The 17,240-nt window shown below is 42.1% G+C and carries 14 protein-coding genes and 2 tRNA genes; 4 read left to right on the forward strand and 12 right to left on the reverse strand.

Annotation, left to right across the window (positions count from 1 at the left end; translation table 11 throughout):
- The first annotated feature begins 110 nt into the window (after window positions 1-110).
- The gene (locus VXM68_RS22200) at window positions 111-1,529 is read left to right on the forward strand and encodes an amino acid permease (protein ID WP_294351123.1); all 1,419 of its coding nucleotides are present in this window, start codon (window positions 111-113) and stop codon (window positions 1,527-1,529) included.
- A 127-nt stretch (window positions 1,530-1,656) separates the two neighbouring features.
- Here the strand turns inward: VXM68_RS22200 and VXM68_RS22205 are convergent, their stop codons facing one another.
- Window positions 1,657-2,721 carry a PA0069 family radical SAM protein gene (locus VXM68_RS22205; RefSeq protein ID WP_293951983.1) on the reverse strand — a complete coding sequence of 355 codons (1,065 nt, stop codon included), beginning with the start codon at window positions 2,719-2,721 and terminating at the stop codon, window positions 1,657-1,659.
- A gap of 226 nt (window positions 2,722-2,947) precedes the next feature.
- Window positions 2,948-4,039 carry a tRNA 2-thiouridine(34) synthase MnmA gene (gene mnmA, locus VXM68_RS22210; protein WP_293951980.1) on the reverse strand — a complete coding sequence of 364 codons (1,092 nt, stop codon included), beginning with the start codon at window positions 4,037-4,039 and terminating at the stop codon, window positions 2,948-2,950.
- 187 nt (window positions 4,040-4,226) lie between these two features.
- Here mnmA and VXM68_RS22215 point away from each other — a divergent pair.
- A tRNA-Phe gene (locus tag VXM68_RS22215) sits at window positions 4,227-4,299 on the forward strand.
- 42 nt (window positions 4,300-4,341) lie between these two features.
- A tRNA-Phe gene (locus VXM68_RS22220) sits at window positions 4,342-4,414 on the forward strand.
- Between the two features lie 59 nt (window positions 4,415-4,473).
- Here VXM68_RS22220 and VXM68_RS22225 read toward each other — a convergent pair.
- The 8 genes from VXM68_RS22225 to fucP form a co-directional block, all read right to left on the reverse strand.
- On the reverse strand, window positions 4,474-5,265 hold the full coding sequence (locus tag VXM68_RS22225) for an SDR family oxidoreductase (protein ID WP_367210092.1): 792 nt from the start codon (window positions 5,263-5,265) through the stop codon (window positions 4,474-4,476).
- Between the two features lie 180 nt (window positions 5,266-5,445).
- Entirely contained in the window at window positions 5,446-6,273 is an 828-nt protein-coding gene (locus tag VXM68_RS22230) for an amidohydrolase (protein ID WP_367210093.1), read from the reverse strand.
- Between the two features lie 25 nt (window positions 6,274-6,298).
- Window positions 6,299-7,156: a fumarylacetoacetate hydrolase family protein gene (locus VXM68_RS22235; protein WP_293951973.1), complete on the reverse strand. Its 858-nt coding sequence runs from the start codon at window positions 7,154-7,156 to the stop codon at window positions 6,299-6,301.
- A gap of 40 nt (window positions 7,157-7,196) precedes the next feature.
- On the reverse strand, window positions 7,197-7,961 hold the full coding sequence (locus tag VXM68_RS22240) for an SDR family NAD(P)-dependent oxidoreductase (protein WP_294351114.1): 765 nt from the start codon (window positions 7,959-7,961) through the stop codon (window positions 7,197-7,199).
- 2 nt (window positions 7,962-7,963) lie between these two features.
- Window positions 7,964-9,277: an alpha-L-fucosidase gene (locus VXM68_RS22245; RefSeq protein ID WP_367210094.1), complete on the reverse strand. Its 1,314-nt coding sequence runs from the start codon at window positions 9,275-9,277 to the stop codon at window positions 7,964-7,966.
- Window positions 9,278-9,327: 50 nt separating this feature from the next.
- Window positions 9,328-10,989, reverse strand: a complete 1,662-nt coding sequence (locus VXM68_RS22250; RefSeq protein WP_293951967.1) for a UxaA family hydrolase — start codon at window positions 10,987-10,989, stop codon at window positions 9,328-9,330.
- Complete coding sequence (locus VXM68_RS22255) at window positions 10,989-11,321, reverse strand: L-rhamnose mutarotase (protein WP_293951965.1); 333 nt, start codon at window positions 11,319-11,321, stop codon at window positions 10,989-10,991. The genes VXM68_RS22250 and VXM68_RS22255 overlap by 1 nt, the downstream gene beginning before the upstream one ends.
- A 10-nt stretch (window positions 11,322-11,331) precedes the next feature.
- Window positions 11,332-12,597 carry an L-fucose:H+ symporter permease gene (fucP, locus tag VXM68_RS22260; RefSeq protein ID WP_312331872.1) on the reverse strand — a complete coding sequence of 422 codons (1,266 nt, stop codon included), beginning with the start codon at window positions 12,595-12,597 and terminating at the stop codon, window positions 11,332-11,334.
- Window positions 12,598-12,740: 143 nt separating this feature from the next.
- On the opposite strand from fucP, the gene VXM68_RS22265 reads away from it, so the two are divergent.
- Window positions 12,741-13,604 (forward strand): AraC family transcriptional regulator, encoded by an 864-nt coding sequence (locus VXM68_RS22265; RefSeq protein ID WP_293951960.1) that lies wholly within the window; start codon window positions 12,741-12,743, stop codon window positions 13,602-13,604.
- Here the strand turns inward: VXM68_RS22265 and VXM68_RS22270 are convergent.
- Together VXM68_RS22270 and VXM68_RS22275 are read right to left on the reverse strand one after the other, a co-directional pair.
- Window positions 13,593-14,564: an NAD(P)H-quinone oxidoreductase gene (locus tag VXM68_RS22270; RefSeq protein ID WP_367210095.1), complete on the reverse strand. Its 972-nt coding sequence runs from the start codon at window positions 14,562-14,564 to the stop codon at window positions 13,593-13,595. The genes VXM68_RS22265 and VXM68_RS22270 overlap by 12 nt on opposite strands.
- Complete coding sequence (locus VXM68_RS22275) at window positions 14,561-17,233, reverse strand: TonB-dependent receptor (protein ID WP_294183369.1); 2,673 nt, start codon at window positions 17,231-17,233, stop codon at window positions 14,561-14,563. Before VXM68_RS22275 ends, VXM68_RS22270 begins: the two co-directional genes overlap by 4 nt.
- Window positions 17,234-17,240 lie beyond the last annotated feature (7 nt).

A 17,240-nucleotide genomic window follows, 5' to 3' on the forward strand; every position in this document is an offset into this window, starting at 1 on the left:
CAGCGGCAGCAATTTTGACCAAATTCGATTCTGGTACGGTGTAAAGTCTTCACAGGTTTCCCCTGCCAGGGATCGGTCAAAACAGACTAGTAACCGTATTAACCATTCATATGGAGAAACAGAACAATAAGGAAGAGTTAAAGAGAGGTCTTCAAAATAGACACATCCAATTGATTGCCCTCGGTGGTGCAATCGGAACAGGCTTATTTTTAGGTATTGGAAAAGCAGCCACACTTGCTGGTCCGGCAGTTATACTAGGCTATGCTTTCGCTGGAATTATTGCTTTTTTTATTATGCGCCAATTGGGCGAGATGGTCGTTGAAGAGCCTGTTTCAGGAAGTTTTAGCTACTTCGCCAATAAATATTGGGGTTCTTTTGCTGGTTATGCTTCGGGCTGGAACTATTGGGTCCTGTATATTTTGGTGAGCATGGCCGAACTCACAGCAATAGGCGTTTATGTGCAGTTCTGGTGGCCTGAAATACCGCTATGGGCGTCAAGCTTATTTTTCTTCTTTGCGATCAACGCCCTGAATCTGGCTTCCGTAAAAATATATGGGGAGACCGAATTTTGGTTTTCCATTATTAAAGTAGTCGCCATTATTGCAATGATTGTTTTTGGCGTTTACCTGCTTCTCAGCGGTACGGGAGGAGACCAGGCAAGCCTCAGCAACCTGACTTCACATGGTGGCTTCTTCCCCAAAGGCTGGTTTAACGAAACATCGGATGGAAATTTTGAAGGTCTACTTTCGGCCATGGCATTGATTATGTTTTCTTTTGGCGGACTGGAATTGGTCGGTATTACCGCTGCTGAAGCCGAACATCCCGAAAAGAACATCCCCAAAGCGACCAACCAGGTGATCTATCGGATCTTAATTTTTTACGTAGGTGCTTTGATCATTCTTTTCTCTTTAACGCCATGGACAAATATCACCGCCGATACAAGTCCCTTTGTATTGGTGTTTGACAAACTCAATGGATTTGAATTTACCCTCTTTGGAAAGACCTTCTATTTTACAAAAATTATTGCAAATGCACTAAATCTTATTGTCCTCACAGCGGCGTTGTCTGTCTATAACAGCAGTGTATACAGCAACAGTAGAATGTTATATGGATTGGCAGAACAGGGGAATGCTCCTCGTTTTCTTTCGAAACTCAACAAAAACCATGCACCTATCAATGCAATTTTGGTCTCGGCATTGTTCGCTGCGATCTGTGTATTTATCAACTATGTCGCACCAAAAAATGCACTGGAGATTTTAATGTCACTGGTGGTTTCTTCACTGATTATTAACTGGGTCATGATTTCTATAACACATCTGTACTTTAGAAAGAATAAACTCGATGCGCATTTACAAACCAAATTCCCATCTTTTCTATATCCATTGAGTAATTACATCTGTTTGGTCTTCTTAATTGCCATGCTCGGCATTATGTGGCTAACAGGCATGAAGCTACCGGTAGAATTGATTCCTGCTTGGCTAGTATTACTCTATGTGAGTTATATTTTGATCAAAAGAAAGAAATCTTAGTGCACAGAACCTCGATCTTATCAATAAAAACAGCCTGATTCATTGGATGAATCAGGCTGTTTTGCTAAAATTTAAAGCGGGTATTCCTCCTCGAGAATAGCAAATTCATCATTGTCGCTCCAACTAACTAAAACAATCCCAGCTGTGTCCCCGCATCGGGTAAGCGGAAAAGATCCCTTCTCAAGGATGGAAGCGTCCCATTATTCATATATTTCTTGACGGAAAGCTTGAATAAATGCTGTAAACTCTCGGCCATATGGCCATCCCCTTTTATCCTCCGTCCGAAATCGGTATCGTTAATCTTTCCGCCATGGCAGGCTTCAATCCAATGTAATACCTTTTCAGCACGATCAGGATAATTCTGATAGAGCCAATCTTTAAAGATACCACCGATCTGTCCATTGAGCCGCACAATGGTATAAGAGGCCGTAATGGCTCCCGCATCTGCCCCTGAGCGAATCAGATCTGAAATCTCATCACTATTGATCCCCGGAACAATTGGCGCCATCATCAGCATGACGGGTACACCTATCGCTGTTAATCCCTCGATCAGCTTCAATCGTGCCGATGCCGTTGCAGTACGGGGTTCCATTTTCTGGCGTACCTCCTCGCGTAACGAATTGATGGTTACGGCAACAGAAACCAAATTGTGCGCTGCAAGCTCACGCAAAAGATCAAAATCCCGCCGCATCAGTACATTTTTGCTGATAATAGAGACCGGATGCTGGTATTTGACCATCAATTCTAAAAGTGAACGTGTGATACCCAGCTTCCGTTCAATAGGTTGATAACAGTCTGTATTGCCGGAAAGCATAATCAAATCGGGCTGATAGCTCGATTTTCTAAACTCCTGTTCGAGAAGCTGAGCGGCATTATGTTTTACCAGGATCTTACGCTCAAAATCCATTCCTGCACTAAAACCCCAATACTCATGCGAATTGCGCGCATAACAATAAATACACCCATGTTCACAGCCCTGATAGGGGTTAATGGATCTTTCAAAACGGAGATCCGGACTATTTGACTTAGAAATAATGGATTTTGGATGTGTCGGAATAAATTGTGTTTTTTCGGCCCCCAAAAACTCCTCATCCAGCCCTTCAACATGCTCCTGTACGTATTGGTTAGAAAAAAATTTGTTATTGGGATTGATCTGTGCCCCTCTACCCTTGAAATATTCCGACGAATTCATAGGTTAAAATTACTAATTATTTTAGTAAAAACAAAGCGATTCATAGTTATTTGAACTCTTAACCTTCAGGTATAAAACCAAAAAATGCTATTAAATAAGCCGATCAAACTCACCAACGCGATAGTAAATTTAATGGATAGCATATAGAATGGATAAAAAAATCCCTATACTGCCGTTACAGTATAGGGATTAAAATTCTTATGCTAGATCTCAATCCAGCTTCTTCTTATTTCATTAAGAAACCACCACCGAGTAGATCATTGCCTTCATAGAAAACGGCCGATTGCCCTGGAGCAATACCTTTTACATTATGCACAAAGTCGATGCGGACTTTATCTCCTTCTTGCGAAATGGTAGACAATGCACCGGAATCTTTATAACGCACTTTTGAGATGGCTTCCATCGGTTGATCCAGTCCGGCATATTTCACAAAATTCACATTGCGAACATAGGCATGTGACTTTTCAAGTTCATGTTCTTCACCCAATACCACCGTATTACTCTCTGGAAGGATTTCGATCACAAACATCGGTTTACCCAACGCGATACCTAATCCCTTGCGTTGACCAATAGTGAAATAAGGGTAGCCAATATGTTGACCGACGACGGTACCATCGGAAAGGATAAAATTACCCGGACCAATCTGTTGATCCAAAGTAGGTACTTTGTGTCTCAGAAAAGCACGGTAGTCGTTGTCAGGTACGAAACAGATTTCATAACTCTCCGACTTATTGGCCAGTTCCTTTTGTCCCATATCCAAGGCCATCTGACGAATTTCCTTTTTCGTGAAAGATCCTAATGGAAACTGGGTGCGCGCAAGATTCTCTTGTGAAACGCCCCATAGAACGTAAGATTGATCTTTATTTTCATCCTTACCTTTTGATATCACATAGCGGCCATTGTCGTGCATGCGAATATTGGCATAGTGGCCTGTAGCGATAAATTCACAGTCCAATTTGTCAGCACGTTTCATTAAAGCCTCCCACTTGATATGTGTATTACACAATACACATGGGTTCGGCGTCCGACCAGCAATATATTCTTCAACAAAATTATCAATTACAAAGTCTCCAAACTCGTCGCGTATATCTAATATATAGTGCGGGAAACCATAGTTTACGGCTAATGTGCGGGCGTCATTGATGCTATCAAGGCTACAACATCCGGTCTCTTTCGATGAACCACCTGCGGATGCATAATCCCACGTCTTCATCGTGATACCGATAACCTCATATCCCTGTTCGTGGAGCATAACAGAAGCAACGGAGCTATCTACCCCTCCACTCATTGCAACTAAAACTCTTCCTCTTTTACTCATCTCTATTTATTGAAATGCAAAGATACAGCTTATTCCTTTTTCTCTATGTTAGTTTCTTGTAATTTTATCTCGATCAAAATCAACATGTTCGAAAAAAGTGCGAAAATAATCTGCATAAAAGTTTTAGAATTCAAATTATCAGACTATATTTGCATCGCAATAGGGGAACAAACCCATAGCAAAAAGCGGTGCCATAGCTCAGCTGGTAGAGCAAAGGACTGAAAATCCTTGTGTCCCTGGTTCGAACCCAGGTGGCACCACGCTTCAATCTGATGATCACAGATTTAAATAAAAGGTCAACTGGTGCCATAGCTCAGCTGGTAGAGCAAAGGACTGAAAATCCTTGTGTCCCTGGTTCGAACCCAGGTGGCACCACAAAAAAAGCTTGTTCATCTGAACAAGCTTTTTTTGTTTTAAGAATACACAACGGTTTCTTACGATTCAGCGATAATTGATCGGTCTAGATGCACATACCCACCATCGACATGAATCAACTGTCCCGTTGTATGGCTCGACTTATCGGAAAGCAAAAAGACTGTTGTATCGGCAATTTCCGCAGCTGTTGTCATCCGATGCCCTAATGGAATGCGATCGGTTATCTTTTTCAATGTCTCTTCTGGATTCGCTAAGGTCTGAATCCAGGTATCGTATTGGGGTGTTGCGCATTCAGCTACGATAATAGCATTTACACGGATCGAGTAAGGCAACAGTTCTACAGCCCATTCCCGTGTAAGTGCATTACGTCCGCCATTGGATGCCGCATAGGCTGAGGTGTTGCCTTGACCTGTTTCGCCAGTTTTGGAAGAAATATTAACGATACTGCCCTTCGATGCTTTCAATGCATCCAAAGCATGATGTGCCATGAGGTAATAGTGAATTAAGTTCTTGTGCAACGAAGCAACAAATTTTTCGTAATTTCCAGATGCTAGTCCAACACCGTCATTCTGTCCAGCATTGTTCACCAAACCATCAATGCGACCGTACACTTCCAATGTCTTTTGGACCGCCTTTTCACAATCTTCGGGCCTGGACAACTCTGCTTCAATACAGAGTGCCTCAATACCAAACTGTTGGATTTCTGCCTTTACTTTTTCATTATCGACCTGCTTACGGCCAACAATGACCGGAATAGCCTGTTCTTTAGCCAAAGCGAGGACTACTGCGCGTCCGATGCCTTTTGCTCCGCCGGTAACAATAATAACTTTATCTTTTAAATGAAGATCCATAATACTTTTATTGAATGGTTTGATTCATTGATTGTGGTTAACATTCGCAACAATGAACTTGTTTCACTGGTTATCGATTAATTTATAGTGACGTCATTCGGCTCATTATCTGGCTTCATGACCAACAAAAACTTCAGCATGCTATTTTTCGTACTGATAACATGCTGACGCTTTTATTTGTTAAAGATTATACACACGTATAGCGTTCTCCGCCCAAAAGGCATTCTTTTCTGCAGCTGTAAATTGCCCCAATTTATTTTCGACGATGGCAATACTCTCCTCATAAGATGCTGCTAGAAGGCATACGGGCCAATCTGATCCATACATGATACGTTTCTTTCCAAAACATAAAAATATGTGTTCCACGTATTGTTTGAAATCATCCAGCTTCCACCCCTCCCAATCGGCCTCTGTAGCTAGCCCCGAAACTTTGCATACGACATTCGGAAAAGCGGCAAGCGCATCAATAAATACGGCCCACTCATCAAATTCCTTTGATTTGATGGGTGGCTTTGCAATATGATCCAACACAAACTGGAGGTTGGGATTTTGTCGTACACAAGCCAGCGTTGAAGCGTAATGACGTGGGCGAATAAGCAGATCATACGTGTAACCATAGTCCGCCAAAGCTTTCAGCCCATTTAAGACTGCCGGACGGATAAGAAAATCGGGATCCGCTTCCCCTTCAACAACATGACGAAATCCTTTGATGACTGCAGTCGACTGATACGCTTCCAATTGTTGGCGGATATCTTGGGCCTCAAGATCGATCCAGCCCACAACCCCTTTTATAAAAGAGTAATCGCGGGCCAATTGAATCAAATAAGCAGTTTCCTCGTCAGATTCTTGCGCCTGAACAGCAATGCTTCCGCCAAATCCATTCCGCTCCAGCAGGAACTGAATATCTAAAGGGGTAAAATCACGTTTTATAACTTGCATTTCTTCTGTGATCCAACTATATCTAATCGGATCGAATTTCCAGAAATGCTGATGGGTATCTATACGCATAATAAAAAGAAAACCTGATGAGCAATTAGTTTTTTGAATAGGCGACAACTGTCTGACGGGATTCACCAAGACCATCAGCTCCTAATTCGATCACATCGCCAGGCTTCAAATAAATAGGCGGATTAAACCCTAGACCTACTCCTGCAGGTGTGCCTGTTGATATAACGTCGCCAGGCAACAGGGTCATAAATTGAGATACATACGATACAACATGTGCTACTGAAAAGATCAGATCTTTCGTATTTCCATCTTGATAGGTTTTTCCGTTTACCTTTAACCACAGACGTACGTTGTTGATATCTTTGATCTCCTCTTTTGTCGCCATAAAAGGTCCCATAGGTGCAAAAGTATCACATCCTTTTCCTTTATCCCATGTACCACCGCGTTCCAGCTGATATTCACGCTCAGAAACATCGTTGTGTAATACATAACCAGCGACATAGTCCAACGCTTCACCTTCTTCTACATACGATGCTTTCTTACCGATCACAATACAAAATTCCACTTCCCAATCGGTCTTTAACGAGTCTTTGGGAATCATTACCTCGTCATATGGACCAATCAACGATGTGGTCGATTTCAAGAAGATGATTGGTTCGGCCGGAATAGGAGCATTTGTTTCCTTGGCATGATCTAAATAATTTAATCCAATACAAACAATTTTGGATGGGCGGGCAAATGGTGCTCCTATACGTTCGCTTTGGGGAACTTCAATTAACTTACCATCATTTGCTTTTACAAATTCTTCTAAACGGGCTATACCATTCTCTGCAAAGAACTGTTCATCATAGTCACCGCCAAATGCGCTTACATCGTAATTTACGCCATCGATCTGAACACCGATCTTCTCTTTGCCTTGAGCTCCAAAACGTATTAATTTCATGTTTATAGTATTGAGATAATAGATATTTATTTTTAGCTTATTAATTATTCAATTTAATAAAACCACCATCAATCGGGTAGTCATTTCCGGTTATAAAGGCTGCATCATCGCTGCACAGAAAGAGCGCTAATTTTGCAATTTCCTCCGGTTGTGCCATACGGCCTATTGGCTGGCTTGCCGATAACTTTTCAAACATCTCGTCCTCTTTGCCCGGATAATTTTTTGCGATAAATCCATCCACAAACGGGGTATGCACGCGTGCAGGCGAAATGCTATTGCAACGGATCCCATAGGCCATATAATCCCGCGCAACAGACATCGACATCGCATGGATAGCGCCCTTACTCATCGAATAAGCAAAACGGTCCGTGATACCCACCCATGCAGCAATTGAAGCGAGATTAAGGATTGCTCCTGAACCTTGCGCTTTCATTATAGGTACAACAGCAGATAAGGCATGATAAGCACCTTTGACATTCACATTAAAAACACGGTCAAAATCTTCTGATTGACAATTTTCCAAATTACCCACATGAGCAATGCCAGCATTATTTACTAAAATATCAATTTTTCCGATATTTTGTGCTATAGAACTAATTTCTTGCTGATCAGTTACATTGCATCGGTGAAGGGCAGCCTGTCCTCCTAAAGACACGATCTCGGTAACCACAGCCTCGCCCCCCTCTTCATTTAAATCCAAAATATGAACTTTTGCTCCTTCTGCAGCAAATTGCAAACTGATGGCACGGCCTATCCCACTCCCTCCCCCTGTAATAACAGCTACTTTTTGTTCTAACTTTCCCATTTTTACTTAATTGTTAATGTCAATACCAAATCTGCTTCATCTGTCGATGTTGGCAAATCCACGCGTAGACTATTGTTCTTATAATTAAACTTAATCTCTTTCTTTCCGATAAATGTGCTTACTTTTTTCACCTGATAAGGCAGGTTATTGATCAACAATTCCTTTTTATCCGTTTTAAACACATGTAGATACACCTGATTTCCTTTTTTTGTCAACGCATAATCCTCTGTTGGCGGCACCGCTCCCCCTTCTGTTCCATAGATTGTTTCACCATATACCGATAGCCATTTTCCAAGCTCTTTCAAACGCTCCTGCTGATAGTCCTGAATCTCACCATTGGGCATGGGACCTACATTGAGCAATAAATTGGAGCCATGACCAGCTGCCTTGACCAGGTATTTTAGTACTTCCTGAAATGATTTACGTGTCCGATCTTTCAGCTCAAATCCCCACGATCCAGCAATTGTTCCACAGACTTCCTTCGGTAACTTCCCAACATCACGTGCATTCGTGCCAAACCCAGTGGTATTCTCTCCAGGTAAATCGCGTTCGAACATCTGAAAATCTTCTCCTTCAAATGGAGCTAGATGATGATTGTTCCCGACCAAACATTGTGGCTGTAACGTATGAATCAGTTCATAGATCTCTTTGAAATGCCAATCTTCATTGGGCTTGTCCCAATGACCATCAAACCAGATTCCATCGATCGTGCCATAGTTGCTCAAAAGTTCGGTCAATTGGCTTTTCATAAACTGTATATAATGATTCCAGTCACCTTTTGTTGAATCCCGACCTGCAATACCGCCCCCAGTCTTACCCACAGGCAAATAATCATCCCGGTGCCAATCCAAAAGCGAATAATAGAACATCACTTTTATCCCTTCCGCGCGACAGGCTTCCACCAATTCTTTTACGATATCCCGCTTGAAAGGAGATTTCTTAACCACATTGTAGTCGGAAACCTGGCTATTCCACATCGAAAAGCCATCATGGTGTCTCGTGGTAAAGGTGATATACTTTGCTCCGGCCTGTTTAAACAACTTTGCCCATTCCTTTGCATCAAAAGAAATCGGATTAAAAAATTTAGGTAAGAGCGCATATTCATCCAAACTGATATTCTGATTATTCATGACCCACTCACCATCTCCCAGCACACTATATACCCCCCAATGGATAAATACTCCAAACCGGGATTGTGCGAACCATTCCCTATTTTTCAAATTTTCGGAACTCGGTTGATCATGTTGTTGGCTATAGCTCGCAGATACAGATCCGATTAGCAAGGCCAAACAAAAGATTACATGCTTAAGTTTCATATGTAAATGATTAGTTGTCATTTGATTTCCAATTAACTCATGATATCCAACTACAAAGAAACACCTCGACGCCAAGGGATGAAATCATCTTGGCCCAACAGCACGGCCTTTGGTTGTATTCTACCAGAAGCAACTTCAATCACATAATCCAAAATGCGGTGTGCAGCTTCCTCAATAGTTTCTGTTCCCTCGATAATAGTTCCACAATTTAGATCCAATATATCCGGCATTTTCTCAAAAGTCTTTGTATTTGTCGAAAGCTTGACTACTGGAGCGATTGGGTTTCCTGTAGGCGTACCCAACCCTGTTGTAAAAAGGACGATATTGGCACCAGCTGCCACCTCTGCAGTGGTACTTTCTACATCGTTACCAGGAGTACATAATAGGTTTAATCCCGGGCGGTTAGCCAGTTCAGGATAATCAACCACCGCCATAACAGGCGATGTTCCTCCTTTTTTGGCAGCACCTGCAGATTTGATCGCGTCTGTAATCAAACCGTCACGAATATTGCCTGGCGAAGGATTCATATAGAAACCCGAACCATCAGCTTCGGCTTTTGCGTTGTATGTACGCATCAGCGACATAAAACGATCTGCTGTTGGCTCGTCAATACAACGATCACTCAACTCTTGTTCTACACCACATAACTCTGGAAACTCCGCCAAAATCACAGAGCCACCCAAGCTCACCAAAATATCCGACACAAAACCAAGCGCTGGATTGGCAGAGATGCCCGAGAACCCATCTGAGCCGCCACATTCCAAACCGATACACAATTTGTCCAGCGGAGCAGGTCTGCGTTCATTTTGATTGGCTTGCATCATCCCTGCAAAAGTTGCTTTGATGGCCTTTTGCATAAGCTCCCTTTCAGTTCCCTCTTTCTGCTGCTCGAAAACATATAAAGGCCGATCGAAACCGGGACTTCGTTTTTCAATTTCCGCCTTCAGAATAGAAGCCTGCGCATGCTGACATCCTAAACTCAACACAGTTGCCCCTGCCACATTTGGATGCGTGATATAACCAGCCAAAAGACCACATAACGCATCCGAATCCATACGCGTTCCACCGCATCCCATCTCATGGTTTAAAAATTTGATTCCATCAACATTTTTGAACAGACGGTCGTGCTCGCCCGCACTCGAATTAGCCAGTAGCTCGTGGTTAAGAATGTCAGTAACGTCCGCACCAGACTTATAGCGCTCAATCAAATCTTCTACTTCAGAAACATAATTATTTGCTTTTACTTTATAGCCGAGTTTCTCCTCAAAGGCAGCCTTCAAGGTCAATACATTTCTATTTTCGCAAAAAACCAATGGAATAACCAACCAGTAATTGGCCGTTCCAACAGTCCCATTTGAACGGTGAAATCCATTGAACGTCTTATCTTTAAATGCAGAAACATCTGGTTTTGTCCAAGCTGTCTTACGGTTCCCCATTCTAAAATCTTCCGAAGCATGACGCAAGTTTTCAGTGGTAATGAGTTCACCTTCCGTTAAGGGTGTGTTCAATTTCCCAACCAGAACACCGTACATCAGTATCTCCGTATCTTGTTCCATGGGTTGAATGGTGAATTTATGTTTGGCAGCAACAGCTTGCTTTAATGTAAATTCCTTACCTTCAAAAAGAATCGTTGTTCCCGCAGCCAAGTCCTGTAATGCAACAAGGACATTATCCATTGGATGGATCTGTAAATAGCGTTGTATAGCCATCATTATACTAATTCAAATATTTTTGTCATCATTACCCATTTCTCTCCCGGCTGTGCCCCCGGAATAGCCGATTGATATTTCCACATCAGCTGTTCCCATTCCTGCACCTTTTCATTGGCAGCATCCATAGCAGATTTTTTCTCAAATGAAAAATCTTCGCCAACCTCCATGTTCATAAACAATCTATTTTCAAAACGATAGATCTCCATCTGCAGAATTCCTGCATCCAGTATCGAGCGTTTTATTTCGGGCCACACTTCACGGTGGTAATCCTCATATTCCTTGATCAATTGTGGATCGTCTACAAGATCCAGGGCCATGACATATCTTTTCATTACTAACTAATTAATGTGATTTAAGATTTTCCGTTTCCGCAATACTGACATTTCTATTTTGGAAAGCAAACAACAAGACAACAATAAAACAAACCAATGGCACAAAATATCCATATTGGAAATGTCCCGTTTTATCCGAGATAAAACCCAATATTGGAGGCAACAAAGCGCCACCAACAATAGACATGACGATCAAACTAGAGGCAGATTTGGTGTCGGCACCGATGCCTTGTACACCAAACGCGAATATCGTCGGAAACATAATGGACATAAAGAAAGCAATGCCAATCAAAGCATATAGGGTCTGAATACCTGATCCGAAGATGACAAATAGCGATAGCACAATCGCTATAGCGGAATAGATGACCAGGAGTTTGGATGCTGACACAAAACGCATAAAAAATGTACCGATAAACCGGCCCAGCATAAAAGCCAATCCAGCAAACCCAGCATAATCGGCACCATCTTTACCCGATATGCCGGCAGCTTCTGTTGCATATAATACCAGGAAGCTTAAAATACAAACTTGCGCTCCGACGTAGAAAAACTGAGCCACCACCGCCCAACGCACATTTTTATGACGCAGTGCATGGAAAAAACCGGCTCTACCTTCTTCCTCCGCATCTTTGATATCAGGCAATTTGGTAAAGAAAAACAAGGCAGCGATCAATAAAATCAATATCCCCAGTACCACATAGGGCAATTTTACAGCAGCTGTTTCCGACTGAATATACGCCATCTTTGCTTGTTCAGCCATTTGCGCAAGTTCCGCCTGTGATTTGGGTTCATGTGATAAAATAAATTTGCCACCAAAAATCGGAGCCACAAAGGCTGCTAATCCATTAAACGACTGGGCAAAATTAAGCCGTTGCGCCGATGAAGCCGGATCCCCCAAGATAGCAACGTAAGGATTGGCAGCGGTTTCCAGAATGGTAAGACCACAGGCAACAACGAATAGCGCACCCAAAAAGAAAACATAACTGATCGTGTTGGCAGCAGGTACAAAAAGAAAACAGCCAATCGCGAAAAAGATCAATCCGATCAAAATACCAGCTTTATAGCCATATCGTTTCATAATGATACCTGCAGGAATGGCCATCACAAAATAAGCAATGAAGACGGCAGAATCGACCAATGACGCTTGGAAGTGCGTCAAACTAAACGCATTTCTCAAATGCGGAATTAAGATTGGATCTAGGTTATGAATAAATCCCCAAAAAAAGAATAAGGATGTCACCAAAATCAAGGCAAATGTGTAACTCTTTTTATTCGTCATATCTTTCAAATGGTTATAAGTAGTTATTTATGTAAAATAAGTTTAAAAATGCTAGACAACATTCAAGTATATTATCAAATTATTAAGCTATATTACCATAACCGAACTCAAATTGGTAACTTTACAGCATATATTTCACAATTATGAAAGCACAGTTGCTTCATTTAAATAGTAACCCTGAGCATTCATTCAATGCCAGAAGAGACAATACTCCGCAATACCACAACCTTTGGCATTATCACGAAGAACTGGAATTGATTTATTTTGCTAAAGGCTCGGGTACTCAATTTATTGGGGACAGCGTTAGGCGTTTTGAATCGGGCGACATCACACTGGTGGGTTCCAATTTACCTCATTATTGGCTGTTTGATGCCATTTATCTGCAAAAGGAAAAAGCTGAACACGCAGATATCCGCGTACTTCATTTTAAAGAGAACTTCTGGGGGAATGATTTTATCAGTTTACCTGAAAATAAAGCGCTCAAAGAGCTTTTTCGCGTATCCAAAAGAGGCATTTCCTTAGCAACGCACAGCCGATTAAAAACCATGCAATTAATTGATGCTATTTTGACAACAACAGGCACGCCACGCATTATTCATTTACTGGAAATCTTAGCGTGCATTTCGGAAGAAGAAAAACATGACTTATTAACCAGCGCCAATTTTACCATCCAATTGCAAGATCAGGATGCCAACCGTATGCAGGTTGCAATGCAATTTATAGGTGAAAATTACCGCGACCAAATACGGCTGCAGGACCTTGCTTCGCTAACGGGTATGACACCAAATTCATTCTGTCGCTTTTTCAAGTCACAGACCGGAAAAACACTCTTTCAGTTTTTAATCGAAATGCGCGTGAAGACAGCCTGCAATTTATTGATAGAAAACAAACAGACGGTAAAGCAAATCTGTTTTGAAGCCGGTTTTCAAAACTTCTCCAGCTTTCACAAGTACTTCAAAAACGTAACCGGTACTACTCCCCTCAACTTTCAGCGATCAAAAGCTTAAAACAATCTTACCCAATACACTTGAGTCTTCCATCAGCCGATGAGCCTCGGGAGCCTCAGCAAAAGGAAGCACCTGGTATATCGTGGGTTTAAAATGTCCAGTATTGAGCTTGGGCCATACCTGAGACCAGATCTCGTCACGTAATATTTGCTTAAATTCGCGGTCTCGGGAACGTAGTGTACTCCCTGTTAAAAGGATGCGTTTTTGCATCAATTGGAGCAAATTCAATTCAACTTTTGCGTTTTCCATCGCATTAATATACACCAGTCGGCCATCGGAGTTCAAGAGGCGGATATTTTTCTCAAAATAGGAACCACCAATGCTGTCTAAAATAACATCCACGCCTACAGCCTTGAGCTGCTGCTCGAAATCTTCTGTTTTATAATTTATAGTTTTGACGGCTCCCAATGATTCGCAAAAAGTAGCTTTCTCGGGCGAGCTGACTGTCGAATATACTTCCGCACCAAACAATGATGCGAGCTGAATTGCTGTACTACCAATCCCACCAGCGCCGCCATGTACCAAAAAGTGCTCACCTGTCTGTAATTTCCCCCGTCGGAAAACATTGTCCCATACCGTAAAAACGGTTTCTGGAAGTGAGGCTGCCTCGGCAAAATCCAGATGATCTGGGATAGGCAAACAATGACCCTGATAGACTTTGGCATAGGTGGCATAACCTCCGCCCCCTACGAGTGCACAGACGCGATCGCCGACATTCCAGTCCGTAACATCCTTCCCTTTCGCAACGACAACACCGGCGATCTCCAAGCCAGGTATCCGAGGATCTACTCCGGCTGGTGCAGGATAACTCCCTTTACGTTGGAATACATCAGGTCTATTGACTCCTGCAGCTTTTACTTCCACTAAAACTTCGTATTGTCCGGGCTGCGGCATTTCCGCATCGCTAACTTGCAAAACTTCCGGTCCACCGGGTGCAGTAATAATAACAGCTTTCATCATGATTTTTTAGGATATTTTTGTAATCTTATATTAAGGGAAAGCATAAAGTAACGCGCCAGTCGATTATTACGTACATCTAAAATGTCATTTCCTAAGACGACGCGCGAAATTCCTGTATTCTGGTTCATCAAATCGAATCCCTGAAAACGCAGCATACCGCGGTTATTGCGACCAAACGTATATTCCATATAGGCATTGATTATCGTTGGGCTAATATTGCTCCAAGAGCTTGAATATCCTGCGTTAAACTTTTGGGAAAGCTCAAGCCCCATCGTAAAATGTGTACCCAAATACGCCTTAGATCCCAGGCCAACAATACCCGAATGCACGGTGATATTGTCTTGAACAGGCCAATCAAATGTCGCCCTGTTCAAGGAATAGTTACCATTTAATTCGGCTTCGAATATATCACTCCACGTATAGCGAAATTGAATCGCTTGAGTAACCAAAAGATGGCCACCAAAGCTCTTTTTATCGTTTACATACGAGATATTGTTATAATAATCTGCATTTCCATTCAGGCTCATCTGCAGATTATCGGACAACAACGAGGCGGTAAACAGATAATAGCTCTTAACATCGTAATATCCTTCGGTATTGCGATAGGTCGTTTTTTGTATAGTCGAATTGGGATCAATTGTGCGGTTGGCAACAATCTTATCATTCACCAGATTAAGAGCAAGACTAGCTTCCAAGTACTGACCACGGCGTGTAATTGATTTCCGGTATTTTGAAACAAAGCTATGTGCAAATTCCGATTTTAGATCTTTATTTCCGACGACAATATTTTGTGTGTTGGTATTGTCCACCACAGGTTGTATTTGATAGAAACTAGGTTGATTATTACGACCATAATAATCCATCGAAAGGTCTTCCTCTTTGCTGAATTTCCATTTCAATCCTGCGGATGGCACAAGGTTCACATTGGAATAGGAAGTTTTTATCAGCTTGTCTGTAGAACTTCCTGTCAGTTCCGAAGGTTGCACAGCAAAGCCGAAACTCACTTTCACTTTGTCACTCAGATCCTGCCGATACACCATGCCGACTTTATTGCTTGCAAAGGCATAGTCGTACTTCAAACTCAGCGAATCCACCAAGATAGGCCCATTGTCAAAGTTGTTGTCAAAAGTGGAACGTCTAGCATCAATCTTTGTATAGTCAAAATCGTAATTGATTTCCAAAGTCCCTCCTAAATCAACGGGTTCGACGAGGGATAAGCGACTTTGGATATTTTTATTTTCACTGCTGGATCGGACGCCTTGGTTTAGATACGTCTCTGTTATTCTGGGCAAGTTTGAGCTACTATCGATTGCTTTATTAAAGTCGCGGACTTCCTCATCTTTATCCAAAGAATTAAAGTCGGTATGCAAGGTGTAAAGCACTTTGCGTCCCGGTTTGGTAAAACTTCTGACATAAAAAAGATCTAAAGCTGCTGCCGGACTTTCCGTACTACTGCCCGCATCATAGTTACCCGTACTACTCAATAAATTATTCTGTATCTTCCTATCTTTCCACGTATGGCTGGTAGCATTGGTATATGACACTTTCGGCGATATTTTAAGCTGATCTTTGGGAGACAGCTTGATATCAAAATCCCAGTCCATTTTATGAGTACGATCAATCGATTTTATGCTGTATTCTTCAGAATTGCTGATCAAATTGTTAACCCCTTTCCCATATCCATATATGGACTGCAATAATGAATTTCCCTGGATGTAATTATTCCGCTGTGTAAAAGAATATTTACCACTGGCGGTCACGTTTTTAGAAAGCGGACTAGAAAAACTTCCTCCCACAGATCCGATTTTATTGAGTCCATCTGTAGGGTCTGCAAAGTCGGCAAGTTCGCCCATTTCCCGCTCCCGCTCTCCACCATTGGGGGAACCGAAAGAAAAGAGGTTTGTATTGGTATTGTTTACTGATGTGATAATAGAATATTCCCTTCCATCATTAAAGCGGTTCAGCCCAGCACTGCCCAAATAACGATCGGCCGAACCACCGCCTAATGTAGCCTGTCCAAAAGTAATTTTCTTCTTATCATCTTTAAGGACGATATTCAGAATCTTTTCAGATTCAGCACTTTTAATTCCTTTCGCTGTAGCCTCATCCCCATAAAAATCGATCACCTGAACACTTTTCACAAAATCTGCCGGTAGATTGCGTGTAGCTGTAAGTACATCGCCGCCAAAGAATTTTTTTCCATCGACTTTAACGGAGGATATAGGTTTGCCAAAGGCATAAACAGAACCATCCCTTGAAACCTGTACATTTGGCAACGCCTTGAGAGCTTCCTCCAACAGTGCGCGGTGATCGAATTGGAAGGCATCCAAATTGAATTGAACAGTATCCTGCTTATAGACAATAGGCTTATACTTCAGTACAACAACCTCTTTGAGCAAAGATACATGGGGAAACATCGTTAGCTTTCCCACATCCAATGTCGCTGTTGTACTATTGTACAGTGGATAGCTACGTTCCAATATACTCAGGCCCAACTGACTACAACTAATACGAATATCATTACCTTGCACACGGCTGAAATGAAAATACCCTGTGGCGGACGTTGAAGAGAACAAGGTATCGCGAGAGCTTGTCAGATGAACACTCACACCATTTAACGGTTTTCCTGCTGTATCTACAACAATACCATACACCTCTTTTTTTGACACTTGCCCT

It is taken from the genome of Sphingobacterium sp. R2 (assembly GCF_040760075.1).
Classification (GTDB): domain Bacteria; phylum Bacteroidota; class Bacteroidia; order Sphingobacteriales; family Sphingobacteriaceae; genus Sphingobacterium.

Coding starts and splice junctions, on each gene's coding strand:
- VXM68_RS22230 (WP_367210093.1), bottom strand. CDS start 6,273: ATGCGTATAGATACCCATCAGCATTTCTGGAAATTCGATCCGATTAGA.
- VXM68_RS22225 (WP_367210092.1), bottom strand. CDS start 5,265: ATGGATCTTCATTTAAAAGATAAAGTTATTATTGTTACCGGCGGAGCA.
- VXM68_RS22235 (WP_293951973.1), bottom strand. CDS start 7,156: ATGAAATTAATACGTTTTGGAGCTCAAGGCAAAGAGAAGATCGGTGTT.
- VXM68_RS22255 (WP_293951965.1), bottom strand. CDS start 11,321: ATGAAAAGATATGTCATGGCCCTGGATCTTGTAGACGATCCACAATTG.
- VXM68_RS22250 (WP_293951967.1), bottom strand. CDS start 10,989: ATGATGGCTATACAACGCTATTTACAGATCCATCCAATGGATAATGTC.
- fucP (WP_312331872.1), bottom strand. CDS start 12,597: ATGACGAATAAAAAGAGTTACACATTTGCCTTGATTTTGGTGACATCC.
- mnmA (WP_293951980.1), bottom strand. CDS start 4,039: ATGAGTAAAAGAGGAAGAGTTTTAGTTGCAATGAGTGGAGGGGTAGAT.
- VXM68_RS22245 (WP_367210094.1), bottom strand. CDS start 9,277: ATGAAACTTAAGCATGTAATCTTTTGTTTGGCCTTGCTAATCGGATCT.
- VXM68_RS22200 (WP_294351123.1), top strand. CDS start 111: ATGGAGAAACAGAACAATAAGGAAGAGTTAAAGAGAGGTCTTCAAAAT.
- VXM68_RS22240 (WP_294351114.1), bottom strand. CDS start 7,961: ATGGGAAAGTTAGAACAAAAAGTAGCTGTTATTACAGGGGGAGGGAGT.
- VXM68_RS22270 (WP_367210095.1), bottom strand. CDS start 14,564: ATGATGAAAGCTGTTATTATTACTGCACCCGGTGGACCGGAAGTTTTG.
- VXM68_RS22205 (WP_293951983.1), bottom strand. CDS start 2,721: ATGAATTCGTCGGAATATTTCAAGGGTAGAGGGGCACAGATCAATCCC.
- VXM68_RS22265 (WP_293951960.1), top strand. CDS start 12,741: ATGAAAGCACAGTTGCTTCATTTAAATAGTAACCCTGAGCATTCATTC.